Origin of the sequence: Coleofasciculus sp. G2-EDA-02, assembly GCF_040226375.1 — a bacterium.
GTDB lineage: Bacteria > Cyanobacteriota > Cyanobacteriia > Cyanobacteriales > Coleofasciculaceae > Coleofasciculus.
In genome coordinates this window covers 1-22,857 of record NZ_JAVKEW010000066.1, presented here as the reverse complement: position 1 = coordinate 22,857, position 22,857 = coordinate 1, and the positions used below count along the sequence as shown (strand labels likewise).

At 44.4% G+C, this 22,857-nt stretch carries 22 protein-coding genes, 1 rRNA gene and 2 pseudogenes; 8 read left to right on the top strand and 17 right to left on the bottom strand.

Features of this window, described 5'->3' with window-relative positions; genetic code table 11:
• The first annotated feature begins 101 nt into the window (after positions 1–101).
• Positions 102–219, top strand: a 5S ribosomal RNA gene (rrf, locus tag RLO19_RS06540).
• Positions 220–300: 81 nt separating this feature from the next.
• Here rrf and RLO19_RS06535 read toward each other — a convergent pair.
• Positions 301–801: pseudogene (locus tag RLO19_RS06535) on the bottom strand (SDR family NAD(P)-dependent oxidoreductase); the annotation flags it as partial.
• Between the two features lie 312 nt (positions 802–1,113).
• Between RLO19_RS06535 and RLO19_RS06530 the strand changes: the two are divergent.
• Positions 1,114–1,716: a hypothetical protein gene (locus tag RLO19_RS06530; protein WP_446354890.1), complete on the top strand. Its 603-nt coding sequence runs from the start codon at positions 1,114–1,116 to the stop codon at positions 1,714–1,716.
• Between the two features lie 629 nt (positions 1,717–2,345).
• On the opposite strand, the gene RLO19_RS06525 is transcribed toward RLO19_RS06530, so the two are convergent.
• Complete coding sequence (locus RLO19_RS06525; RefSeq protein WP_446354888.1) at positions 2,346–3,077, bottom strand: WD40 repeat domain-containing protein; 732 nt, start codon at positions 3,075–3,077, stop codon at positions 2,346–2,348.
• A 744-nt stretch (positions 3,078–3,821) separates the two neighbouring features.
• Entirely contained in the window at positions 3,822–4,445 is a 624-nt protein-coding gene (locus RLO19_RS06520) for an NB-ARC domain-containing protein (protein ID WP_446354887.1), read from the bottom strand.
• Positions 4,446–4,646: 201 nt separating this feature from the next.
• Here RLO19_RS06520 and RLO19_RS06515 point away from each other — a divergent pair, with 201 nt between their 5' ends.
• A complete protein-coding gene (locus tag RLO19_RS06515; protein WP_446354885.1) occupies positions 4,647–8,087 on the top strand; it encodes an outer membrane protein assembly factor BamB family protein in 3,441 nt (1,146 codons plus the stop codon).
• A 55-nt stretch (positions 8,088–8,142) separates the two neighbouring features.
• A complete protein-coding gene (locus tag RLO19_RS06510; RefSeq protein WP_446354883.1) occupies positions 8,143–9,501 on the top strand; it encodes a vWA domain-containing protein in 1,359 nt (452 codons plus the stop codon).
• A 103-nt stretch (positions 9,502–9,604) separates the two neighbouring features.
• On the opposite strand, the gene RLO19_RS06505 is transcribed toward RLO19_RS06510, so the two are convergent.
• From RLO19_RS06505 to RLO19_RS06470, 8 genes are all read right to left on the bottom strand, one after another.
• Positions 9,605–10,867, bottom strand: coding sequence for a hypothetical protein (locus tag RLO19_RS06505; protein WP_446354881.1), 1,263 nt, complete (start codon positions 10,865–10,867; stop codon positions 9,605–9,607).
• A gap of 315 nt (positions 10,868–11,182) precedes the next feature.
• Positions 11,183–11,614, bottom strand: a complete 432-nt coding sequence (locus tag RLO19_RS06500) for a type II toxin-antitoxin system VapC family toxin (protein WP_446354880.1) — start codon at positions 11,612–11,614, stop codon at positions 11,183–11,185.
• Positions 11,614–11,826 (bottom strand): hypothetical protein, encoded by a 213-nt coding sequence (locus RLO19_RS06495; protein ID WP_446354878.1) that lies wholly within the window; start codon positions 11,824–11,826, stop codon positions 11,614–11,616. The genes RLO19_RS06500 and RLO19_RS06495 overlap by 1 nt, the downstream gene beginning before the upstream one ends.
• A gap of 133 nt (positions 11,827–11,959) precedes the next feature.
• On the bottom strand, positions 11,960–12,205 hold the full coding sequence (locus tag RLO19_RS06490) for a UPF0175 family protein (protein WP_446354876.1): 246 nt from the start codon (positions 12,203–12,205) through the stop codon (positions 11,960–11,962).
• Between the two features lie 79 nt (positions 12,206–12,284).
• Positions 12,285–12,620, bottom strand: a complete 336-nt coding sequence (locus RLO19_RS06485; protein WP_446354875.1) for an element excision factor XisI family protein — start codon at positions 12,618–12,620, stop codon at positions 12,285–12,287.
• The gene (locus RLO19_RS06480; protein ID WP_446354873.1) at positions 12,608–13,027 is read right to left on the bottom strand and encodes a XisH family protein; all 420 of its coding nucleotides are present in this window, start codon (positions 13,025–13,027) and stop codon (positions 12,608–12,610) included. Before RLO19_RS06480 ends, RLO19_RS06485 begins: the two co-directional genes overlap by 13 nt.
• A gap of 172 nt (positions 13,028–13,199) precedes the next feature.
• A complete protein-coding gene (locus RLO19_RS06475) occupies positions 13,200–13,547 on the bottom strand; it encodes a type II toxin-antitoxin system VapC family toxin (RefSeq protein WP_446354872.1) in 348 nt (115 codons plus the stop codon).
• Positions 13,548–13,759: 212 nt separating this feature from the next.
• On the bottom strand, positions 13,760–13,972 hold the full coding sequence (locus tag RLO19_RS06470) for a hypothetical protein (protein WP_446354870.1): 213 nt from the start codon (positions 13,970–13,972) through the stop codon (positions 13,760–13,762).
• A 487-nt stretch (positions 13,973–14,459) separates the two neighbouring features.
• On the opposite strand from RLO19_RS06470, the gene RLO19_RS06465 reads away from it, so the two are divergent.
• Together RLO19_RS06465 and RLO19_RS06460 are read left to right on the top strand one after the other, a co-directional pair.
• A complete protein-coding gene (locus RLO19_RS06465; RefSeq protein WP_446354868.1) occupies positions 14,460–14,702 on the top strand; it encodes a hypothetical protein in 243 nt (80 codons plus the stop codon).
• Positions 14,699–15,122, top strand: a pseudogene (locus RLO19_RS06460) (PIN domain-containing protein). The gene RLO19_RS06465 and the pseudogene RLO19_RS06460 overlap by 4 nt, the downstream one beginning before the upstream one ends.
• Positions 15,123–15,312: 190 nt before the next feature.
• Here RLO19_RS06460 and RLO19_RS06455 read toward each other — a convergent pair.
• The 6 genes from RLO19_RS06455 to msrA form a co-directional block, all read right to left on the bottom strand.
• Positions 15,313–15,648, bottom strand: a complete 336-nt coding sequence (locus RLO19_RS06455; protein WP_446354866.1) for an element excision factor XisI family protein — start codon at positions 15,646–15,648, stop codon at positions 15,313–15,315.
• Positions 15,636–16,052 (bottom strand): XisH family protein, encoded by a 417-nt coding sequence (locus tag RLO19_RS06450; protein ID WP_446354865.1) that lies wholly within the window; start codon positions 16,050–16,052, stop codon positions 15,636–15,638. The genes RLO19_RS06455 and RLO19_RS06450 overlap by 13 nt, the downstream gene beginning before the upstream one ends.
• 166 nt (positions 16,053–16,218) lie before the next feature.
• Positions 16,219–16,677, bottom strand: coding sequence for a type II toxin-antitoxin system VapC family toxin (locus tag RLO19_RS06445; protein WP_446354863.1), 459 nt, complete (start codon positions 16,675–16,677; stop codon positions 16,219–16,221).
• Positions 16,674–17,054, bottom strand: a complete 381-nt coding sequence (locus RLO19_RS06440; RefSeq protein ID WP_446354861.1) for a type II toxin-antitoxin system HicB family antitoxin — start codon at positions 17,052–17,054, stop codon at positions 16,674–16,676. Before RLO19_RS06440 ends, RLO19_RS06445 begins: the two co-directional genes overlap by 4 nt.
• Positions 17,055–17,436: 382 nt before the next feature.
• On the bottom strand, positions 17,437–20,094 hold the full coding sequence (locus tag RLO19_RS06435; RefSeq protein ID WP_446354859.1) for an EAL domain-containing protein: 2,658 nt from the start codon (positions 20,092–20,094) through the stop codon (positions 17,437–17,439).
• Positions 20,095–20,799: 705 nt separating this feature from the next.
• Positions 20,800–21,462, bottom strand: a complete 663-nt coding sequence (gene msrA, locus RLO19_RS06430; protein WP_446354857.1) for a peptide-methionine (S)-S-oxide reductase MsrA — start codon at positions 21,460–21,462, stop codon at positions 20,800–20,802.
• Positions 21,463–21,786: 324 nt separating this feature from the next.
• On the opposite strand from msrA, the gene RLO19_RS06425 reads away from it, so the two are divergent.
• The gene (locus tag RLO19_RS06425) at positions 21,787–21,987 is read left to right on the top strand and encodes a hypothetical protein (RefSeq protein ID WP_446354856.1); all 201 of its coding nucleotides are present in this window, start codon (positions 21,787–21,789) and stop codon (positions 21,985–21,987) included.
• Between the two features lie 133 nt (positions 21,988–22,120).
• On the top strand, positions 22,121–22,738 hold the full coding sequence (locus tag RLO19_RS06420) for a hypothetical protein (RefSeq protein WP_446354855.1): 618 nt from the start codon (positions 22,121–22,123) through the stop codon (positions 22,736–22,738).
• The last annotated feature ends 119 nt before the right edge of the window (positions 22,739–22,857 follow it).

Here is a 22,857-nt window from a genome sequence, read left to right as displayed (position 1 = left end):
GCAGCCGAGACGTACTAACCGACCGAGGGCTTGACCTTCTATATTCTCTCGCTGTGCAGTCTTGAGGGTTCTTCACTCAACGAATCAGAACCACAAGCTTGTCTGGTGTCTCTGGCGCAATGGCACCACTCCGAACCCATCTCGAACTCGGCTGTGAAACGTTGCTGCGGCGAAGATACTTTGGGGGTAGCCCCCTGGAAAAATAGCTCGATGCCAGACTTCTCATTTTATTTCACTGAAATCCATAAAACCCTCTCTCCAGTACGAAAAGAGGGTTTTATGCTGTGGGAATACAAAAAGCGCAAAAATATAGGATAGACTACCCCAAGACGAGATAGTACAGATCAGTCCTTGCTGATGTGGGGTCATCATCCGGGCGGCAAAAATACTGGCGACATAGTGGCTACGCAGCCCGACATTATTGCAAGCATCCCATAAACTCGGTTCACTCTCCCAGAACGGCTTTCCCGAAGCATCTGTTAAGGCTTGTACGCCAGCGTAAGCATTATTAACCAGCAGGTCAAGTTGTCCCTGTTCATCCTGGATACGCTCAAACAGCAAACACACTTGTTCATCGTCACTGTGATCCACTTGGATGGGAATGCATACGCCACCCGCTTCCTCAACGGCTGATTGGGTCTCCTGGAGACTCCCGACACCATTGTCAGAGGTCGAACGCTCCAGGGTGCGCCCTGTGATATAGACCGTCGCCCCAGCTTCACCAAGCGCGATCGCAATTCCCTTACCTAGACCCCGCGTTGCCCCTGTAACTACTGTGATTTTACCTTCAAGATGTTTCATAGTTGTTTTTTTTAATAAGCATTTTTGGATCGCCGAAACCCTTTATATACCGTAGGTTGGCACTGCCCACCAGCCTTGTCAGTGCCATTCAACTGAAAGATCTGACCCCTCCCGATGCCTCCGAGAGCAAGGGTAGGGGGACGGAATGATGATCTAAAAGGGAAGAGGGGGATCTATTCTGGTAGGGGGCTGGGGGGTTAGGTTTTTCGACTTTACCAACAACATCCAGTATTATCAGTTTACCCAATCATTTTCGCACTATTAGACGCCTAATCCTAGAAAATACGTTCTTCAACATTTAGAATAATTAGTATGCCCTACAGTAAATTTACGCTGAGTAAAGTTGTAGAAGAGTTTCAACTCACAATCATTGAAGGAGAGCGCTTTCTACCAGACGTTCCCCTAGTTCAGCCAACCCCCTTACTCCAAGATACGCTAAAAGAAACAATTCCTTGGGCAATCGCCGTGAGCAGTGAAAAGGCGCGTTCGGAAGGGATTATTAATCCAGTCTTATTAGAAGTAAAACGACAACTCAAGGGACAAATTAGTGTTTTTTCTGGGGAAGAGTTCCCCGTGCAGCCAGATGTTGACTTGACGGGCTATGTTGATTTTTTAATTAGTCGCTCTCCCGAACAATTATTTATTAAAGCTCCGGTGATAGTTTTGGTGGAAGCGAAGAAAGAAGACCTGAAACCTGCCCTAGGGCAATGTTTAGCAGAGATGGTGGCAGCTCAACGCTTCAATCAACAGAAGCAGCAGCCGATATCGACGATTTACGGAACCGTGACGAGTGGTACAGTGTGGCGGTTTCTCAAACTGGAAGGGCAGTCTGTTGTCATCGATTTGACAGATTATCCACTACCGCCAGTTGAGCAAATTTTGGGATTTTTGGTTTGGATGGTGCAGAATAGTTGATAGACCTATCACCCTAAAGGTTAGGATTATTTGAAGTTGGGACAGATTTAAGGACTGAAACGACCCTATCATATCATGTCCGGTTGAATACCCATAATTAGGGTGAGGGAGAGATGGGGTGAGGGAGAGATGGGGTGAGGGGGAAATGGGGAGAAGTTTTTATTATGGGTGATGGGTCCGGACATCATATAACAATAAGCTTTCATGCATTTACAGCGGTTTTCAATTTCTACCAAATCCGGGTTAGCTACCCCCGTTATAAACCAGTCCGCGCAGGCGGACTTTGTTTGTGTAGCAGCGATTTCAATCGCCGTGGCAAAAGGGGGTAATAAAGGCGGATTTGGTATTAGTAGACTACAGAACATGATTGAGCTGAAAGGCAAGCGGATACTTTGTATTCCATAAACGTGAAAAGTGCTGTAAATTGGGAATGGGTAGCGAGCAAGATGCTCGCACTACGGCAAAAATTTCGCCATTATTGACATTAAACTTTAAATGCACCGCTATCAGGGAAAATGTATCATTGCTTCCCCTGCTTCCTCTGCTTCCCCTGCTCCCTCTGCTTCCCCTGCTTCCTCTGCTTCCCCTGCTTCCTCTGCTTCCCCTGCTTCCTCTGCTTCCCCTGCTCCCTACCCCTCCACAGCCCCTAGCCGCTTGAGTGTAACTTTCTGGGCATCGGTTAAACCTTTAATCTGAGTAATATTCATTCCTTGATAAGGGGGTTGAGATTTGAGGGTTTTCTGACACTCTCCTGTATTCACATCCCAAACCTTAATTGTTTCATCGGAACTGCCACTCGCCAAGGTTTGACCATCGGCAATCCAGGCGACGAACCCAACCCAATTGCTATGACCCAGCAAGGTTTTCAGACATTCACCAGTGTGGGTGTCCCATAGTTTTATTGTTTGGTCATGAGACCCTGTAGCTAGGAGGCATCCCTCCCGATTCCATGCCACTGAGGAAATGGAATTGGTATGTCCGGATAAGGTTTTCCGGCATTCTCCCCTATGGATATCCCATAGTTTTATCGTTTGGTCAGAACTGCCAGACGCTAGGGTGCGTCCGTCGGTACTCCATGCCACTGACCAGATGATATGGTAATGCCCAGACAAGGTTTTCAGGCATTCACCGGTATGAATATCCCATAGTTTTATGGTTTGGTCAGAACTACAAGATGCCAGGGTGCGTCCATCGGGACTCCAGGCGACTGACCAGATGATATTGCGATGCCCTCGTAAGGTTTTCAGGCATTCACCCGTGTGGATATCCCACAGTTTTATCGTTTGGTCATAACTCCCCGACGCCAAGATGCGTCCATCAGGACTCCACGCCACGGAGGAGACGACATTAGAATGGCCCACCAAGGTTTTGAGACATTCACCCCCGCAGGACTTCTAGGATGTCCTGGATTTGCTGTTGTTGGGCTAAGGTTGACCGGAAGCGGGTCTGGAATTGGTTGGCGATGGGGCGGAGGATGAGTCGGATTTGACTGTCTCGGATATAGTCTTTAACGGTGGTTTTGATTAGGGCGTGGGTGATAAACAGAGACAGAGTTTTGGTGAGGAGTTCTTGGCTGATGCGATTAATTAAGCGTTCAGTAATATACTCCATGACTACGGGTTGCTGGGTGTAAGTCTCAGCGTGTTTTTCGACGAGTGAGCGTCCATTTAAGGTTTCTAGGGCTTCCCAGAGTTCCGCTTTTGAGACTGGGGGGAGGATATCGGCAGCTAATTCAGTAATTGATGTCCATTCCCGGTTAATCGCCAACCAATACATGATGGTTGTTTCTAAGGGGGAGAGGCGTTCAAACTGTTGGTTGAGGAGGCGGCGGATGCCGTTGAATATTAGGGTATCCTGTTGTAAAAAGTTGTCAATTTTGCTTTCAAATAGGTCTTGAATTGAGGTGGCAACGATGTTCAATGCCAGAGGATTACCGTTATAGTGTTGGATGAGTTGTTCCTTGTCGGTGTCTGTGCCTAACAGTCCTTTGGCGGTTAATAATTCCTGGGCTTCTGACTGTAAGCCGGGGAGTCGATAGGTGCGTACTGGTAATTTTACCCCTTCCAGGGCAGCGATTTCTGGAGGTTTTTCTCGGCTGGTGAGGATTAAGCAACTGGTGTGGGCGGTTTGTCCTGGGTGTCTTGTTGGCAGGAGAGAAATTGTATCAGTTCTCGCAGTAGGGAGTTTAAGGGTGGGGCGTTTCGCAGACTGCGCCAGATGATGCAATCAAATTTAAACTGAACCTGTTGTGCCAGTTTGATGGCTAAAGCGGTTTTGCCGATTCCCCCCATACCTAATACTGTCACAAGACGGCAACGGTCTTGGGTTAGCCATTGTCGCAGGGTGGCAAGTTCTGTGGTGCGTCCGTAGAACTGGGTGACATCCATGGCGTCATCCCAGTCGGCGCGGGGCGGCTTGAGGGGTAGCGGGGGTGGGGAAGTTGTGGGGAAGGGGGGGCTGGGTGAAGTAGCGATTTGCCGCTTGAGTGCGGCTTGAAAGTTAGTTTTACTGACAGGTTCTCCCCAGGCTTGTCCGAGACGTTTCCAGAGTTTGGGACCCACATCGCGCTTGAGGTAGCTGATGGCATAGCCAGAGGATTCGGCTATCTGTTCGTAGGTTTGGTTTTGCAGTGAACCCAGGAGGATGGCGGTCTCCACTTCACTGAGTCCTCTGCCTGTGAAGACACGAATCGTTGCGTTGACGACTTCTAGGGCTTGTTCACTATTCATTTTTCACCACCCATATTCCCACACTTGTGAGCTGATTATACCTGAACTGACCTGAACTTGTTGGGAAAAGCCTGTTTTTACAGGATTTCTGATTTTTATCTGAAGAATAGATTTGTTCAATGGGAGGTATTGGCGGGCAAGTTCAGGGGGTTTGGGGGAGTTATTGTAGAAAAGTACAACCAATTATCGGAGGTAATTAAAATGGTTGATATTACTGAATTTTCCAGCAATACCTTATCTCAATTACGAGAAAATTTCGCTCTAAATGATGCTGAATTAAGCCAAATGAGCGAAGATCAGTTCATGCGCTTGATGCTGAAGCTAGAGTATCCCGATCGCCCAAGAGCCAGATTAGCTTATCGAGAACTGTTATTGCGGAATGATAGCGGTGAAATTCCACCTAACGCCTTTGCTGAAGCATACCGCCAATTGCAGGAAATGCAGACTTTGCAACCAGAGCAAGGACAAGTAGCGGGTATGCCTGTAGGTCAAACGCAACTACCTTGGGACGTGGCTGCTATAGCACCAGGACCAGGACTGAATCCAGATAATACTGGCTGGACTTATTTAGGACCTGGTAATATTGGCGGTCGGGTGCGTTCAATTGTTATCGATCCACAAGATCCCCAGCTCATTTGGGTAGGTAGCATTGGAGGCGGAGTTTGGCGCACGAATGATGGAGGACAAAGTTGGGATCCGGCAGATGACCTCATGCTTAACCTCGCTGTTTGTAGCTTGGTTATGAATCCTACGAACAATAAAGTCCTCTACGCTGGAACAGGTGAGGGTTTTGGTAATTCAGATGCGATCCGAGGTGACGGTATCTTTAAAACAACTGATGGTTGGAATTGGCAGCAGTTAGAATCTACAAAAAATAATCAAAATTTTTATTATGTTAATCGGCTCGACATTAGCCATGACGGGAAAACTATTTTGGCTGCTACTAACACAGGGATTTTCCGTTCAACTGATGGTGGAGAAAAATGGGAGCATTCGCTCAAAAATATACCTATTGGTCGGGTAGTTTTCGATCCCACTGATAGCAGTAAAGCGATCGCTGGTGGTAACCAAGGCGCAGGATCTTACTATAGCACCGACGGAGGACAAACGTGGAAGAAGGCAATTATGCCGTCTAATAGTATCGCACGGATTGATGTAACTTATGCAAAAAAGGATAGCTCCATTGTCTACGCCTCAGTACAAATGTCAAATAATTCCTCTCAACTTTGGCAATCTACAGATGGCGGCGAGAGTTATAAAAAGAAGACATCAACTACTAATTTTATGGGGCAGCAAGGTTGGTATAACAATATTATTTGGGCAGGAGATCCAAATAATTCTAACTTTGTAGTAGTAGGCGGCATCGATTTGTGGAAGAGTACCGATGGTGGCAATACTCTAGTTAAAATTAGCCAGTGGGATAGCGATAAATCAGCTCATGCAGATCACCATATTATCACTGCCCATCCTGGCTATAACGGAACTAGCAATAAGATTGTTTATTTTGGTAATGATGGTGGAGTATGCAAAACCGATGATATTTATACAGTTACCGAGACAAATGGTTGGATAAAGCTGAACAATAAGTTTGGTGTAACTCAATTTTATAGTGGTGCTGGCAATTCCAAAACAAAGACAATTATTGGTGGCGCTCAGGATAACGGTACCCTATCCTACACCACAAGCTCCGGTACAAATCAATGGAAGAGCATTTATGGCGGTGATGGTGGCATAGTTGCAGCCGATCCTTCAGATCTACAGACCTTTTATGGCGAGTATGTTAGGCTAAGCGTGTTTCGCAATACAAACGGTGCTACTAGTAAAGCAGAATCAGAATATATTTGCGGTCAGTTTTGGAATAGGTCTAAAAGGGACTGGAAACCTGCACCTTACACAATTGAAGATGCAAAAAATGGAACGGCTTTGTTCATTGCACCGTTTATTCTAGATCCCAATAATTCTAATTGTCTGCTAGCAGGTGGTTTATCTCTATGGCGTACTAATGATGCCAAAACGCCAAACACCAATAACACTGGCCCGCAATGGAGGGCTATCAAAGCTGCAATCCCATCTAACAATTGCATTAGTGCTATTGCAGTAGCACCGGCAAATTCGGATCTGATCTTTGTAGGGCATACAAATGGTGAAATTTATCAAACTGATAATGGCACTGCAAACCTACCAAATTGGAAGCGAATAGACAATCAAGGCATCACACCTATTGGAGCCAATCGTTCATGTACGTGCATAGCTATAGATAGCGGCAATTCAAATATAATTTATACCACTTTTGGCGGCTATGAAAAAAATAATGTGTGGAAATCGATTGATGGGGGCGAAAATTGGAGCGATATTGGCTCATCTTTGCCAGCAGCACCGATATATTGGATAACTATCCACCCACAAGATTCTAAATATGTATACATAGCTACTGAAGTAGGGATATTTGCCAGCGAAGATGCAGGCAAAACTTGGTCGCCTACTAATCAAGGACCCACTAACTGTGCTGTCTACCAGCTATTTTGGCTAGACAATACTCTGTGCTGTGCCACGCACGGGCGCGGTATGTTCCAGATCGATCTAACTATTTACAAACAAGCAGACTATATATTAGTTGGCGATCTTGATGGTAAGATATGCTCTCTTGAAGCCCAATCGGGAAATAAAGAAACTGAAATTGCCATAGAAAGCGCAGTAACGGCTACGATTAATGTTGACAATGAAACAGCTTATTTCGGTGCTGGTAGTAAGATTTACAGTATCCACTCCAGAAGTTTGGACGAGAACTGGGAGCAATATATTAGTAGGGGGACTGTAGATGCTATGCCAGAAATAGTTAATATCCCCCAACTGGCTCAAAAATTTTTGTGTGCAACTACCTCGACAGGATACCTCTACGCCTTTGACCTCAGCAACGGTAGCCCATTGTGGAATATTAATGTTCTCAATCTACCCGATAAAGCTGAAAATAAAATATTTTGTAACTTGGTCATGAATGAATGGTGCTACATCGCTAGTGAAATGGGAGTTTATGCTGTTAATCTTCGCACTCGTACTCTAGTTTGGCATCAACCAATTTTCTCCAATTGTTCGCTCATGCTAGCTGCTAATACAGTTTTTGTGCCAGGAGAAGATGGCATTCTTTATGCTTTACATCCTCGAAGTGGGGAAGAGAAATGGAAATTCGAGAATGGTAATAAAATTACCACTAAACCCGTCTGGATTTTAGGCAATGTATTTATCGGCGATACTTACGGCAATATAATAGGACTGAATTTTCGTACTGGTGAAAAAGTCATCAAAGTAACTCAGCCAGGAAAGCAGATTTATAGCATGGTAGCTCAGGGTAACATTCTCTATGCAATTGGTAATGCTATTAGCGGTGTCCTCTACGCTTATGAAGTCAAACAATCAAACAATAATTGGCTAATCGAAGAAAAATGGTTTACTAAACTGCCTATGGGCGCAGCTCAACCTGCAATAGTAGTGGAGGGAAGTTCTACTTTATATGTGAATGCGCTCAACCAACGAACTTATGCCTTTGATATCAGCGATGGTAATCCTGCAAATCGGCTCAAATGGGAATTTACTGATAACCGAATTGCACTAGTTTCACCGACTGCTGTTTATCCCGTAACATAGCACCATAAGTGCCATATCACATCAATAACTTTCCCCAAAAAATAGGGAGTAAATTATGCCTTCTAAAAATGTAAATGTCAGTCTAATCATCGACACTTCAGGCAGTATGGGTATGAACGCCTGGCAACAAGGAATTGCCTATTTAGATTTCGCTAAGACTGATGCTGCCACCTTCATATATATTATGAAAACTGGCGATTCAGTTGGTCTTATTAACTTTAGCGATAATGCCAATTACTTATATCCTACAGATGGCTCTAGTAATGTCAAAATTGATTCGCTGCAAGTTCAAGATGCAGCAGTAAATAAGATTGAGTCTCTTAGTTCTCAGAACATGACCAATATAAGCGATGGCATTAACAAAGGCTTAAGCTTAATTTCCAATAAGGAATGGCCGAAAGCACTAATCTTGTTATCAGATGGAGATTGGAACCAAGGCTCAGATCCTACTCAGAATTTACCGCCAGACCTCCCAATTCATACCATTGCACTTGGAGATCATGGTCAAATTAATGTCTTGCAAACCATAGCAAACAAAACTGGCGGTACTTTCCACTTAAGCCCAACGCCTTTCGACCTAGCAGCTATTTACCATGAGATTGTAAATAACACTCAAGTAGCAGCAACAATAGCTAACGAACAACATCAAATACTTAAGTATAGATTTTCTCAGAGCAGCGCAGTATTTGCACCCAATGCTAGCGAAGCAATTTTTAGCATAAACTGGCACAACCGGGATATTGAATATACCCCTAATCCCACCCCAGCTAAAAACCAAGTTAATGTTACGGTAGTCGATCCAAATAACCAGCGAGTCAATGTACCGGCATACCGGAGTGGTAAAGGCTTTGTAGTCTTTAAAGTTCCCAATCCCCAACCAGGCGAATATCATTCTGCTATATGGTATGCAGGCGAACAGCAACTGAATTGCACGATGGGAATTTTCGATCCAAATCTGGATATTTCTCTAGATGCTCAAGTTTTGGCATCTATTATTCAAAAAAATGATGATATTGAATGTCGAGTTCGGGTACTTGATGGCGATGAACCAGTAAAGAATGTGACTATCAGGATGACCAAGGAGTCACCTTTAATCAGCCAGGAAGAAGCATTAAGCACCCATGAAGAACGTCTTGCTGAGATACAAGATGAAGTCGAAGGTTTGGCAATGAGCGATAGTGCTAAATTAATGGCACTGCAAATGCAAATTGGGCCTCAAGAAAGAATAATTCCTTATGCAGTTCAGCCATTAACCTTTGAAACTTCTTCTAAAGACAGTGACCAATATTCAGTTGCCACTGCTTCTACTAACATTCCTGGATCACATATCCTTTACGTTACTGCCGAAGGATATTCCGAAAAATCCCATCGTCCATTTAAACTAACCCGCCGTTTGAGCATCTATTCTTCCTAAAGTAGCTAGTTTGGCATTTACCAAGTTGCTCTAGCTAAAAATTTTAAGAGTTTGCAGGGGGGGAGTTCAGATTAAAAGACTTTCTCCCAACCACTACATAAATTTACAATGGCAGTGGCGGTGGAGAAAAATAATCGCTCTTCTCATAGCGATCAATAAGCGTGCGAAACCAGACAATTTTTCCTGTTCTTAGATCTCGACTTTTAAGTATTTTACACCAATGAGTTTGCTCCCCTTGTGGCGTGAATTGCTCGACTAAGTAGAAAATCTTTCCGTCAATCACGCTGATATACTCTGTACCAGGTTCATAAGAAATCACAGATACACGTTCTCCAGATGTCACAGAAAAAATATACCAGCTACTCTGGCTCTTCTCTGCTGAATCTGAATCTGCCAAAACAGCAAAAAGATAGCGCCCATCTGGAGTTAAATTTAATTCTATTTCCGAGCTTATCGCTGATTTCTCTAATAGCTTTGTGATATTTTGCTCTCGACGATTAATTGCATCTCGCTTTAACAGATAAATACCTGGTTGACCTTTGGCATTCTCTGACAACAACACAAACTCGTGTTCGCCAACTGTCCAGGGTTTGTTGTACCATTCAAAACCTTGCTTGTAAGGTATAGTACGCGCAAAAAGCTCAAAATCATCCTGCAAAATATTTTTTTCTGGTGTAATCTCCTGAAAGTTTCTGCTAATGATTTTGCCTGTGTTAATATCAATCCTCACAGTACCAGCCGCATCTTTACTTAGCTGCTCAATAATATACTGCGGTGGCGGTGCGCCACCTTTATAGCGAGAACGAGCTTGCCATTGAATTACCAACTGATTGTCTTCAGCCGATGCCTGCAACTGAAAATCCAAAGAGTCAGTGCTGGTCGCATCACACCATTCAGGCAAGCTTACTGACTGCATGGGTCGCAAGCTTTCTTGACCCTTTTGAATCAAAGCTGTAAATAGATGTAAAACATTATGATTTTCTAAATTGGGAGACCAAATAATCAGCTTTTGGTCTCGAATCAACAAAGGCTTGCTAATGCGGTTTATGCGGCTAATTAAATGACCATTTGTTAGATCGATACAATCAGTTCCACCTTCTTCATTCTGGATACACCCAAATTTTCCTGTGGTATCTGCAATACCACCAGGAATAAAAACTTGTTGTAGCTGTATCGCTCGATTCATTATATATCCTCCAGTATTTACGTAGTTATTGGCAATATAGATAGTCGGTGTTTGGGTATTAATAAACTGAAGATCAGAAAATATAATTTGTTCAGTTTGAATAGGTTTGTCAGTCAAGAAGTTAATTTTTATTCCGATTACTAGAAGTAGTATAGCAATTTTTGTGTAATTGTCGTACATTATTTAGTCCTCCCTAAGACTTACACACAAGCGTCACCTATTGTAGGGGTGCACGCCCCGTGTGTCCAGATGACGTGCGCCCAAAAAACCACACCCAGAAAACCTATAAATTAATTAGAGGCTCGCATCCCCTACTACGAACTCAATCTATTCCACCATTTTAGCGGTGTCATGCCCAGATTAGCGCTGAGGATGAAAGAGTGCGATCGCTCTTTTCCCTAAATGCGATCGCCTCACCCCAAGGATACAAGCCATAACCCAAACCCGATTAAGACTCTAGCCATTACTTCCACGAGATCGCATCTGTGTATTTCATCATACAGGTGAGAAGTCAGTTATAAGTTTAACGATGACACCACTGGCGATCGCACCATTCCTTTTGCGATCATCTACTGTCACCAGAGGACAATTTAGATCAAGAGCCAATGCAATATACAGCGAATCATACAAAGCCAATTGATAGCTCAAACCGATTTGTAAAGCGCTAGGCAAAAGATGAACAGTTGGCATGATCCGGAATGATAACGCCAGCAATTCACCAACAATCTGTTCAGCCTGTGTTTTCGGCAATCCCCGAAACCGAACCTCTTTCCACAGAACATTAACACACTCCAGCAGACAAAATTCTGGGATACACAACTGATCTCCTTGATACATCCGAGTGACTAAGACTCGTGCTTCTGGCGTATAAGTTTGGGTGATAGCGTACTGAACCACTACACTAGCATCCACTCCATAGATTGCCATTAGCGGACTCGATCCTCGTGCAATAATTCAGTCGTGCTGGGAGATCTTTGAGGTGGTGTCCATCTCAAACGATCCATAGCCGCTAAAACCTCTTCAATAGAGCGAGTATCCCTTGATTGTTGCCACCAGTTGTGCAACCTTTCATCCACCACTTCAGTAATCAAGGCTTTGATGTCATCAATCGTCATATCTACTATTTTTGCTGATGCCATGCTAGACTTCTCCAATTTCTTCTACTAACTATTCTGGCATTGTAAGTGATCGCCTGTAGATTGAGAGTGAGGACGTGCGATCACCTCATCCTTTGAGAAAATTTGTTTGATATAGAATTGAACCTGACAACAATCATAATCTGCCCAGTGACCTTAACGTTTTCAGGTCAGATTCAAAATCCTCCACATCATAGTTGATTGTCAGTCCTCGCTGACCCAGTTCCCGGCGAAACTCAATCAAATTCATCCCTAACCACTGACAAGCTCTGCCACTACTCATTTTCTCCTGCTTATAGAGCATAATGGCAATTTCTAGTTTCAGTTGAGCTTCCGACATCTTCGCAGCTGCAACAATGTCCTTGGGAATAACCACATCCATGTCACTTTTCCTCTATAGTTGTCAAGTCAACTGCTACGCCATTAGCTTTGGTGATGAGGACGTGCGATCGCTACTCTTGTCAGCTAACAGCAAATTCCGTGTATTGACGTGCATAGGGAGCATGATACCCCAGCACAATATCCTGTTTAGCCACCCCCAGCTCAACTAATTCATTCGCCACACCCGTTTCTGTCCCATCATGCTGAATCCAGATTTTGTCCCCTTTAATATCTACGTGAATCAAGCAACCATAAACCCGACGACGATTCTCCCAGCCAACACTAACCACCTGATAATGGTCGCGTTCTGTATCGAACACAGGAAAGGTTTCAACCTCACCATAGGATGACTGGAAGTGGCTATGTTCTGCTAAAACTTGTTGCACCAGTTGACGATAGGTTTCTAATCGCTCCATTGTACAATTACCTCATCTTTAGGGTCAAAAACTAGCAAGCTAACTTGGTACTCCTGCACACTGCGTTGAGTCAGTTCTTCTGAAAAGAAATCCTGATAGATTTCCAGAGGAACTGCTAAGAATAGCTTTCGCTCTGGTTCCTTAAGTTTCAGTCCAACACGGTAATTCAAAAACTGTCCTAAAGCCGTATGAAATTCAGAAATAGTAGAAGGTGCTAGGAAACTTTTAACTTCCACAGCAATGCGTGTCTTATCCTTTTGGGCAGCAATGATTTGTTCTGCCCCTAGATCAATTCTTAATTGCCGACCCCGTGAAAATTCTAGGATTAAAGGGTCGTGAGTAATTGTCCAGCCATCTTTTTGCAAGGCAGCTTTCACAGTATTATGATAAACGTCTTTGGCAGACATTTCCTTAGTTTTTCTAGGCTATCCATCAAAGTAACACGTTGAGCGTTTAGCTGCACAAGCTCTGGAACCCAATAGTGATGTGCGATCGCCTCACCCCAAGGATACAAGCCATAACCCAAACCCGATTAAGACTCTAGCCATTACTTCCACGCGATCGCATCTGTGTATTTCATCATACAGGTGAGAAGTCAGTTATAGGTTTAACGATGACACCACTGGCGATCGCACCATTCCTTTGGCGATCATCTACTGTCACCAGAGGACAATTTAGATCAAGAGCCAATGCAATATACAGCGAATTATACAAAGCCAATTGATAGCTCAAACCGATTTGTAAAGCGCTAGGCAAAAGATGAACAGTTGGCATGATCCGGAATGATAACGCCAGCAATTCACCAACAATCTGTTCCGCCTGTGTTTTCGGTAATCCCCGAAACCGAACCTCTTTCCACAGAACATTAACACATTCCAGCAGACAACTGATCCCCTTGATCGACTTTCCACGGTAACAATATGTCATTCTCAACGGAGCTACAGCACACTCTCAGAATCTGACCAGATGCTTCGCTTTCGTTCCTTCGCTTCGCTCAGGACGAAGCTCAGCATGACAAATGCTCTAATTGTGATCGCTTGCCGTATACATCCGAGTGACTAAGACTCGTGCTTCTGGCGTATAAGTTTGGGTGATAGCGTACTGAATCACTACACTAGCATCCACTACATAGATTGCCATTAGCGGACTCGATCCTCCCGCAATAATTCAGTCGTGCTGGGAGATCTTTGAGGTGGTGTCCATCTCAAACGATCCATAGCCGCTAAAACCTCTTCAATAGAGCGAGTATCCCTTGATTGTTGCCACCAGTTGTGCAACCTTTCATCCACCACTTCGGTAATCAAGGCTTTGATGTCATCAATAGTCATGTCTACTATTTTTGCTGATGCCATGCTGGAATGCTCCAATTTCTTCGATTAACTATTCTGGCATTGTAGGTGATCGCCTGTAGATTGAGAGTGAGGGAGTGCGATCGCCTCACCCCAAGGATACAAGCCATAACCCAAGCCCGGTTAAGACTCTAACCATCACTTCCACGCGATCGCTACCTCCCCAATTCCCCAACCATCCAATCTGCCAACTCGCTTACCCAGCACTCTACCAAAATCCCGTTGATTGCGCGTAACCACTATCCCGTTCCCACAAAGAGCGATCGCGGTTTTCCATGAGTGCGAGCGTCTCACCCCAAAAATACAAGCCTTAACTCAAATGACGGGCGTGACACGGCTAAAATGGTGGAATAGATTTTACGGTTAAGTCGGGCGCACATTGGTATGGTAAAAGGGCGCACGTCGGTATGGTAAAAGGGCGCACGTCGGTGCGCCCCTACAATTCTAATCTATATAATTAGAAGAGAAAAGTTCTTGAAGGAGAGAATCAATGACATGGCAAGAATTGCAAAACCAAGCCTTGCAATTACCCATCAGCGATCGCTGGCGTTTAGTTCAGTCTTTGTTGACTTCAATTCAACAAGAAACTCTATCATCGATATCTCCAAGCTTCAGTGCAGTACCCATGACAGAGCTTGATCCTTGGACTCAACGTTTACTGGGTGTTATTCAGCTAAGTCCAGAGGATGCCAACGAGTCCTACATTGATTATCTGGAGACAAAATACCAGTGAGACGGGTGTTATTTGATAGTGATATCTTACTTGATGTTCTTGCTCAACGCCAACCTTTTGTTGTGGCTTCCGCACAAGCATTAAATTCAGTAACCCAAGAGTGGGTTGAGGGATATGTTTCAGGTCATGCCATAACCAACATTTTCTATATTTTGCGTCGTCAGATAGGCAGTGACGCGGCAAGGAAACTACTATCAACTTTATTAGAACGGATTCAAGTGGCAAGTGTAACCGATGAGGTGATTCGATCCGCATTGCAAAGCTGTGTGAAAGATTTTGAAGATGCAGTAACAAGTGAAGCTGCACGGGCGGCAGGTTTGCAGATTATCATTACACGCAATATAGCTGATGGATGTGGCATCGCCTGTTCCAGTAATGTTACCCGAAGAATTTTTGGCAAGCCTATCAGAATCAACTTGATTGATGAGTTTCAGAGAGTGCGATCGCTCTTTTCCCTAAATGCGATCGCCTCACCTCAAGCATACAACCTTTAACCCAAACCCGATTAAGACTCTAGCCATTACTTGCACGCGATCGCTTTCCTTGAAGTCATCGCCAGGGCGAGCGCTCTGTTTTCAACCCAAAACCTTCTCGACTACAATTCAACCATCTACGCCACAGCAAAACCCGTATACTTTCTCACTCCAGGCTCGTGAAATCCTAACACAATCTCTTCTTTCGGAATACCTGCTTCTACTAATTCATTCGCAATACCATCTTCTGTGCCATCCCGTTGCACCCAAACCTTCCCCTCAACAATATTGACGTGAATCAGACAACCATGAATACGCCTCTTATTCCCCCAACCATAAGAAACAATAATGTATTGGTCTGTTTCTGAGTCAAAAACTGCTTGATTCTCCACCTCAACATTGGCATAGTCAATATTGACATATCGCTTCAACACAGTCCGAATAATCTGGCGGTAAGTCTCTAATCTATCCATTTTACAATTACTTCGCTGTCCGGGTCAAAAACTACAATTTTAAGCAATCGCTTCTCTAATAAATACCTGCCGATAACTTCCTCAAATAAATCATAAAAAATTAGTTCACGAATCGCTAGATAAAGAATTCTATCTGGCTCAACCAACTCCAGAGCATTTTCATACAAAATGTATTGTCCTAAAGCATTCCTTAAATCTTCAATTTCCGAAGCACCAATAAAGCTTTTAATTTCCACCGCTATCTTTCGGTCTTGCTTCTGAGCCGCCAGGAATTTCTCAGCCCCCAAGTCTACAAACATATCCTTTTTACCCACTTTCAAGGTAAGAGAATCATGGGTAATTGTCCATTGATCCTTAATCAAAGCATTTTTAACACTATCGTGATAGATATCTTTAGCTGGCACGCTGGTTAACCTGAGTACTATAGCTCTACCGTCAGTATAAATAATTTAAACCCACAGTGGCTGATTGCGATTTTACCCTTGGCGTGTCCTCAGACGCCCTAGGTTTTTTTAAATGCGATCGCCTCACACCAAGGATACAAGCCTTAACCCAAACCCGATTAAGACTCTAGCCATTACAAAACGCGATCGCTACCTCCCCAATTCCCCAACCGTCCAATCTGCCAACTCGCTTACCTGGCACTTTACAAAAATCTTGTTGATTGCGCGTAACAACTATCCCTTTCACCGAAAGAGCGATCGCTGCAATTTTTAAATCCTGTGTACCAACACGTATCCTTTGACGAACTAATTCTGCATAGCAATCGCCAGCTTCTTGGGTAAAATAGAGCAAATTAATCCTACTAAAAAAATCCCATGTATCGCGTAATTTAGCATAAGCCGATACCAGTGATTCTGCTGAAGTAGCCCTACGAATTCGGTTTAGTCGTCCATAAACTTGCTCTTCAAGGGTAATAATTGTCACCGCAATTGTTTGCGGATCAGTGGCATTGACTTGTTGCATCACTAGCGGATGTTCTCTCTGAAAAAGAGAGACATGATCAGTATCTAAAATATACCGAATCAATGAACCTCCTCCTCGGCATCAAGTTGACGGTAATAGTCCTCCTGTTCCCGATCAAGCTTATGTCGATAGGCGGCGATATCTGCTAAAACCTCCTCAAAGTCAGGATCATCTTTGAACATTCCCGCAAACTTCATCCAAGGATGCTCCGGTTTAGGCAAGTCAATCTCTAAAGAAACAATTTCTGTATTTTGCAAACGTGCTGTTAATAACTTACGCAGTTGCTCCAGTGCTTCTGCCTTAGTAGAACCCCGTGCTTGGCAGTCTTGCCAACCTAACACAGTTGCGCTTACTCCACCTTCTACTTGGTTTTCAATCAGCACCTCATAACGGTGTTTAGTTGAGGGATTCTTTTCAATCCTTAAAGAATCGATATTCATCGTACTTTTCCAGCCTAACCTATTGTATCCACACTCTTTACCCTATTTTACCCATATCCCTGCCAGCGGAAAACCTAATATTAGCAAGTCGGTCAGTTTTTACAGCAAAATCGCTTCACTTTCAGGATACAAGCTATAACCCAAGCCCGGTTAAGACTCTAGCCATTACTTGCACGCGATCGCACTTCCACAGAAACCGCTATGAGTTAGAGTGCCAAAGGATTTTGAAGATTGAAGGACAAGGAAAGAGAGAAAAGCTAGGGGTGTGGAAACCCGCGCAGGCGGGTTTTGTTTGTATAGCTGCGGTTTCAACCGCCCAGTTAGCTAATACAATTCCGGACATATATATAATGTCGGCTAATATCAGAAAACAGTGATAAAATTATTGTCCTAGATCATCCTCTACAGATACAGAACTTTTGACTTCATTTCTAACGCTCACTGAGCGATTCAACTGACGCTCCAACTGAACCGATTTTCCTAGAAGTAATTCTCTAGCGCAATCGCTGTCTACGGGTTTTGAGAATAAAAATCCTTGACCATAATGACATTGCAACGCCACTAAAGGCGAAACTTGTTCTAATAACTCAATTCCCTCAGCAACGACATCCATACTCATGGTTCTGGCGAGGGTGATAATCGCTTGAACAATTTCCGAGTTTTCACCTAACGCACCAATTCTACTGATAAATGAGCGATCAATTTTCAACGTACTAATCGGAAAATTATGCAGGCGACTTAAGGAGGAATAACCCGTACCAAAGTCGTCAATACACAGATGAATTTGCCGTTTTTTCAATTCCAAAAGTAAATCTTTGACCAATTCCGGATTATCGATGACCACACTTTCCGTAATCTCCAACTTTAAACTGCCAACGGCAATGTTGGTTTCCTCCAAGATTTGGTCAATTTGCGCTAATAAATCCGGTTGCATAAACTGTTTACAGGACAAATTAACATTCATCGTCAAGGGTTGGGGACTTTGAAATTGCTGCTGCCAAACACTGAGTTGGCGACAAGCTTCCCGCAGTATCCACCACCCCATGGGAATAATTAATCCGGTTTCTTCAGCGATGGGAATAAATTCGGCGGGAAATACTAACCCGCGTTGCGGATGTTGCCAACGTAATAATGCTTCAAAGCCGGTAATTTGATGGGTGAGTAGGGATACAATTGGTTGATAATGAACTTGAAATTCTTGCCGTTCGATCGCACGCCGCATGTCGGTTTCAATCTGTAATCGATCAACCGTGGGACTCAACATCTGGTTATCAAAGATGGCATAGCCCGGTTTGCCTTGGGAACGGGCGCGATGCATGGCGGTATTAGCGTTACGGAGTATGTCTTCAGCCGATAAAATTCTGCGATCGCGACTCGTATTTAGGGCAATGCCAATGCTGGTTGTCATGAACACGTCCCGCCCTTCCAGGTTAAAGGGTAATGTCAAAGTTTGCTCAATCGCATCTGCAACTTGAATGGCATCACAAACCCCCTGAATCCCCTCTAGCAGGATAGCAAACTCATCACCACCTAAACGGGCAACGGTATCCGTGGAACGCAAGCAGTTTTGTATGCGCTGTCCAAACTCTTGCAGCACTTGATCCCCTAAATGATTCCCCAAACTTTCGTTCACGACTTTGAAGCGATTGAGATTAAGTAACACCACGGCAAATCGATAAGATGGAGAATTCCCGTTCTCCCCTTGACCCGGTTGGGCGCGTCGTCCGGCTTGCTGCAAGCGATCCATGAATAAGGCACGGTTCGCCAGTCCGGTGAGGCGATCATAAAAAGCATTAAACAATAATAGTTCTTCTGCTCGTTTGCGATCGGTAATATCTAAGGCATAAATGCGAATGCACTCAATTTCGGGAACGTAGTGCAGGACTTGTTCGTAAACAATTTCCCCAATTTTTATCTCGCGTCTCAAGGAACTTTGCTGCTGCATCAACCGAATCATTGAGGGCATTTCTGCCAAAAATGGATGTTCAGCTTCACTATCTAATAATTCGGGCAACAAGCGCATGGCTTCTGGGTTGAGATAACGCACACGCCCTACTAAATCAATTTCGACAATGGGATTGGGGGTCAATAGGGGAAACGAGGCTAAACGGGCTGTTTCTTGATGGGTGAGACAATGTTCGTTTTGATCCCGTCCGATGGCAAACAAGAAGTCAAGTTCACCGCTTTTCTTAAAAACCTGTTGGCTACGCCATTCTACCCAAAGTTCTTGACCCTCTTTGGTCAGGACTCCGGTTTGATGTACAGTGGGCGATTTTAATTCTGATTTTTCCCCACGGGTTTTGATTAATTTGGCAAAGGGTTTGCGGTCAACGTCTCGAAGAAACTTGCTCACAAAATCTGTTCCCCTCACTTCATCCAGGGTATAACCCAACGTTTCCAGTAATCTGGGATTCATCATCCGAGTTTTTCCCTGGGGGTCAATGGCGACAAAAAAGCCACCGTGGGTTTCAACTAAATTTTGATTAAATTCCTCTTGCTGGTGCAGTTGTTCCGTTAATTGTTGGCGTTCCATCACCAACCCCAATTGCATCGCGATCGCAGCCACCCATTCCATCCATTGGCGATCGCTGGGATGAGAGTGGCGGGTAAAAAAGGTTAAGACAGCGAGTAAGCGATCATCGAGGAGAATGGGGATCGCGCCTCCAGCTTGAAACTCTTGCGGCTGATCCGTCGCGCTAACAAGAGTGAATTCGGCATCAGGATAAATCCCATCTGTCTTGGTTTGGTCAATCCACTCTGGCTGTTTTGATGTCCACACCCGTCCAGGTAAGCCGATATTGGGGGCAAATGTTAGCATCTCTCTGGTGCGTCGCAATGGTAGCAGATCACAGGTATCACCATACCAGGCTTGGCTACAGGTTAAACGACGAGAATCAGAAGTCGGGAGCCATGCTTCACCATAATCCCAATGGGTCACTTCACAGACGCGATGCAGCACCAGATCCAGTGCTGAGTGAAAATCTGGAACGTTGGTGATCGCCGGAATCAGAGATTGCAACAGACGGAGTTGTTCGGACATGCACTAAAACCCTTTTATCATAGATGCTTTCACCGGGCGCGATCGCGATCGATATTGATATCGATGTGAATAATCGCACTTGTTTGATGCTCTACGATAGATGCAACCCTTACATCCAGCCTTAGCTGGAAAATTTTGAGCTATGAGTCGGTTGGGTCAGATGTTTAGTTCCTCAGTGTCTGATCCTTAGAGTCTTGACTGGGAAATGTTTTGTCTAGCCCCTAGTTGTCACTGACCTGGAACATCGCCATTGTTTGGTCGTTGGTTCGACGAGCGCTCCCCATTTTGACCTAGCCCACCTTTTACTTATTTTCTATTGTTATGAATAATCCAGTATTTTTTTGTATGTTTAATCACTGGCTCAATTGATTTAAATCACAATTAAGCTGTGATGATTCTCTAGAAAACCACCTAAATCACTCTAACTTAACCCCGCATAAATCCTAACTTTGATGAAGATAAACGGCGGGACGATTGAGTTAAAGACTTAATAAAAATTAATCCTATTGCTTCAATTATACGACTTAAGACCGATGAAGTCTTGCTATTCAATTTTTATACAAAGTTGCAGTAAGAAATAAGGTGTAAGGGAAAAGGAAATGATAACGGTGAGAGAGGGACATGATCTTAGGCTGGCTTGCTCGTTGAACCACTACAACCATCAGTAGGGACACGAAATGTCGTGTCCCTACCCTTCTATTATCCCTACAGTGCCACTGGCGTCGGACAAGTCACGTTAGTTCCGCCTAGCCCACAATACCCATTGGGATTCTTGGCTAAGTATTGCTGGTGATAGCCTTCTGCATAGTATAACTCTGGAGCATCAACGATTTCTGTCGTGATTTCTCCATAACCCGCATTGCTCAGCGCTTTTTGATAGGCTTCTCGTGAGGCTTCTGCGAGTTTCCCTTGACTTTCGGAATAGGTATAAACTCCCGAACGATATTGAGTTCCCGTGTCATTTCCTTGGCGCATCCCTTGGGTGGGATTATGACTCTCCCAGAAAACTTTCAGCAATTGCTCATAAGTAATCACCTGGGGGTCAAATACGACGCGCACGACTTCATTGTGACCTGTCATCCCTGTACAGACTTCTTGATAGGTGGGATTAGGCGTTATCCCGCCTGCGTAACCCACAGCCGTAACCAACACTCCCTCTTGTTGCCAAAACTTGCGTTCAGCCCCCCAGAAACAGCCCATCCCAAACATTGCCATTTCCATACCATCGGGGTAAGGGGGTTTGAGAGGATTGCCGTTGACATAGTGGTTTGCTGGGACAGCCATGGGCTCTTCCCGCCCCGGTAACGCCTCTTCGGGTTTAGGTAAGCTGAGCTTTTTGCCAAATCCGCCAAATCCAAATAACACCATAGAATTACGACTCCGATTTTGCTGCCATATATTTACTTTACTTAATATTTTGGATTGGTGATTGGGGATTCGTCATTCGTCATACTCGCTTCCCGAAAAGAAGCAAGCTACGTCATTCGTCCTTTGTTGATTAGGAAATCGCTCCCCCTGCTTTCTCTACTCCGCGGTTATAAAGATTTGATGAAACGTCCTGATAGACACCGGAGTGAATGTAGTTTTGTAAAGACCCTGGGAAATTCCTGATAGCTGTCAGCCATCTGGCTGTGGGAGGCTTAATCTGGATTCCGAACCCAGAGCATTCTACCGATTGAGGTGCGTACTACGATGATACTCCACTCACTTTGTGCAACGAACAATCCCCAAAAACCCTTAAAGCTGATCATTTGGGAACCGGCTGAAATAACTAACGAGCGCCTGAAACCCTTTTACTTCAAAACCAACTATCGTTGTGAGAATTTGACAGAAGCGATGCAGATTCTGGCTCAAATCCAGCATAGTAGTAGGGAGTTACTACAAGCAGCTTGACATCTTCCTGGTATGAATATCAGGGATTCTATCGGAATGTTAGATGGGGATGAAAGGTTCAATTTATTCATCTTCACCTTCCAATGTGGGTTGAATTGTGGCATGATTTTCCTAAACCCAAAAGTGAACAACCATGCAACCGAACTTGGCAAAACTTTTTTCCTGGCTATTCGGTTTCACTGCTTCGTCCCTGCTTTGTAGTAGTTTATCCGCTCAAGCCCAGACGCTAGACTCCGCCTACTATGGTTATATAACCGTTACTCCCTCTGACTCGACTCAATCTTCTGAATCAGCGACCGATAATGCCCAGCCCACACTGGTTTTAGTTCAACCCCAAACTGTCGCTGCCGCCACTCCAGAGGTGGCACAAGTCCCTGTGATTAATCCCCTAAAAATACTGGGACGCAGTTATATCGGCGTAGGCGGGAATATTGGTCTGGATGGTGAGGAAACCAACTTAGGGGAAGGGTCTTTAGTTATTGTCAGTAAAGCAGGGTTTACTGAGAATTTCTCCTTGCACAATGCGGTCATGTTTGGTGACGAAACCACTACAACCGTTGCCCTTAGCGCGAATTTTCCAATCAAGGCTCCAGTTACCGGACAAACGATTGTGATTCCTTTTGCTGGAGGAGGTGTGCTGCTGCAACCCGATAAAGACTGGGAAGCTGATCCGTTGGTTTCCGGTGGTGTCGATATTCCCATCCCTCCCCGATTTACCGGAACAGTGCGTTTGACACTCCCCGCCCTATAAGTGCGGGGATTCTTAGTTCCGCGACACACCTTACAATTATCTATCCTTGCGGCAATACTTAAACCAAACACCCGTAGAAAACTACCAAGTATTGAGCCTAATTTAGATAACTCCAGAGG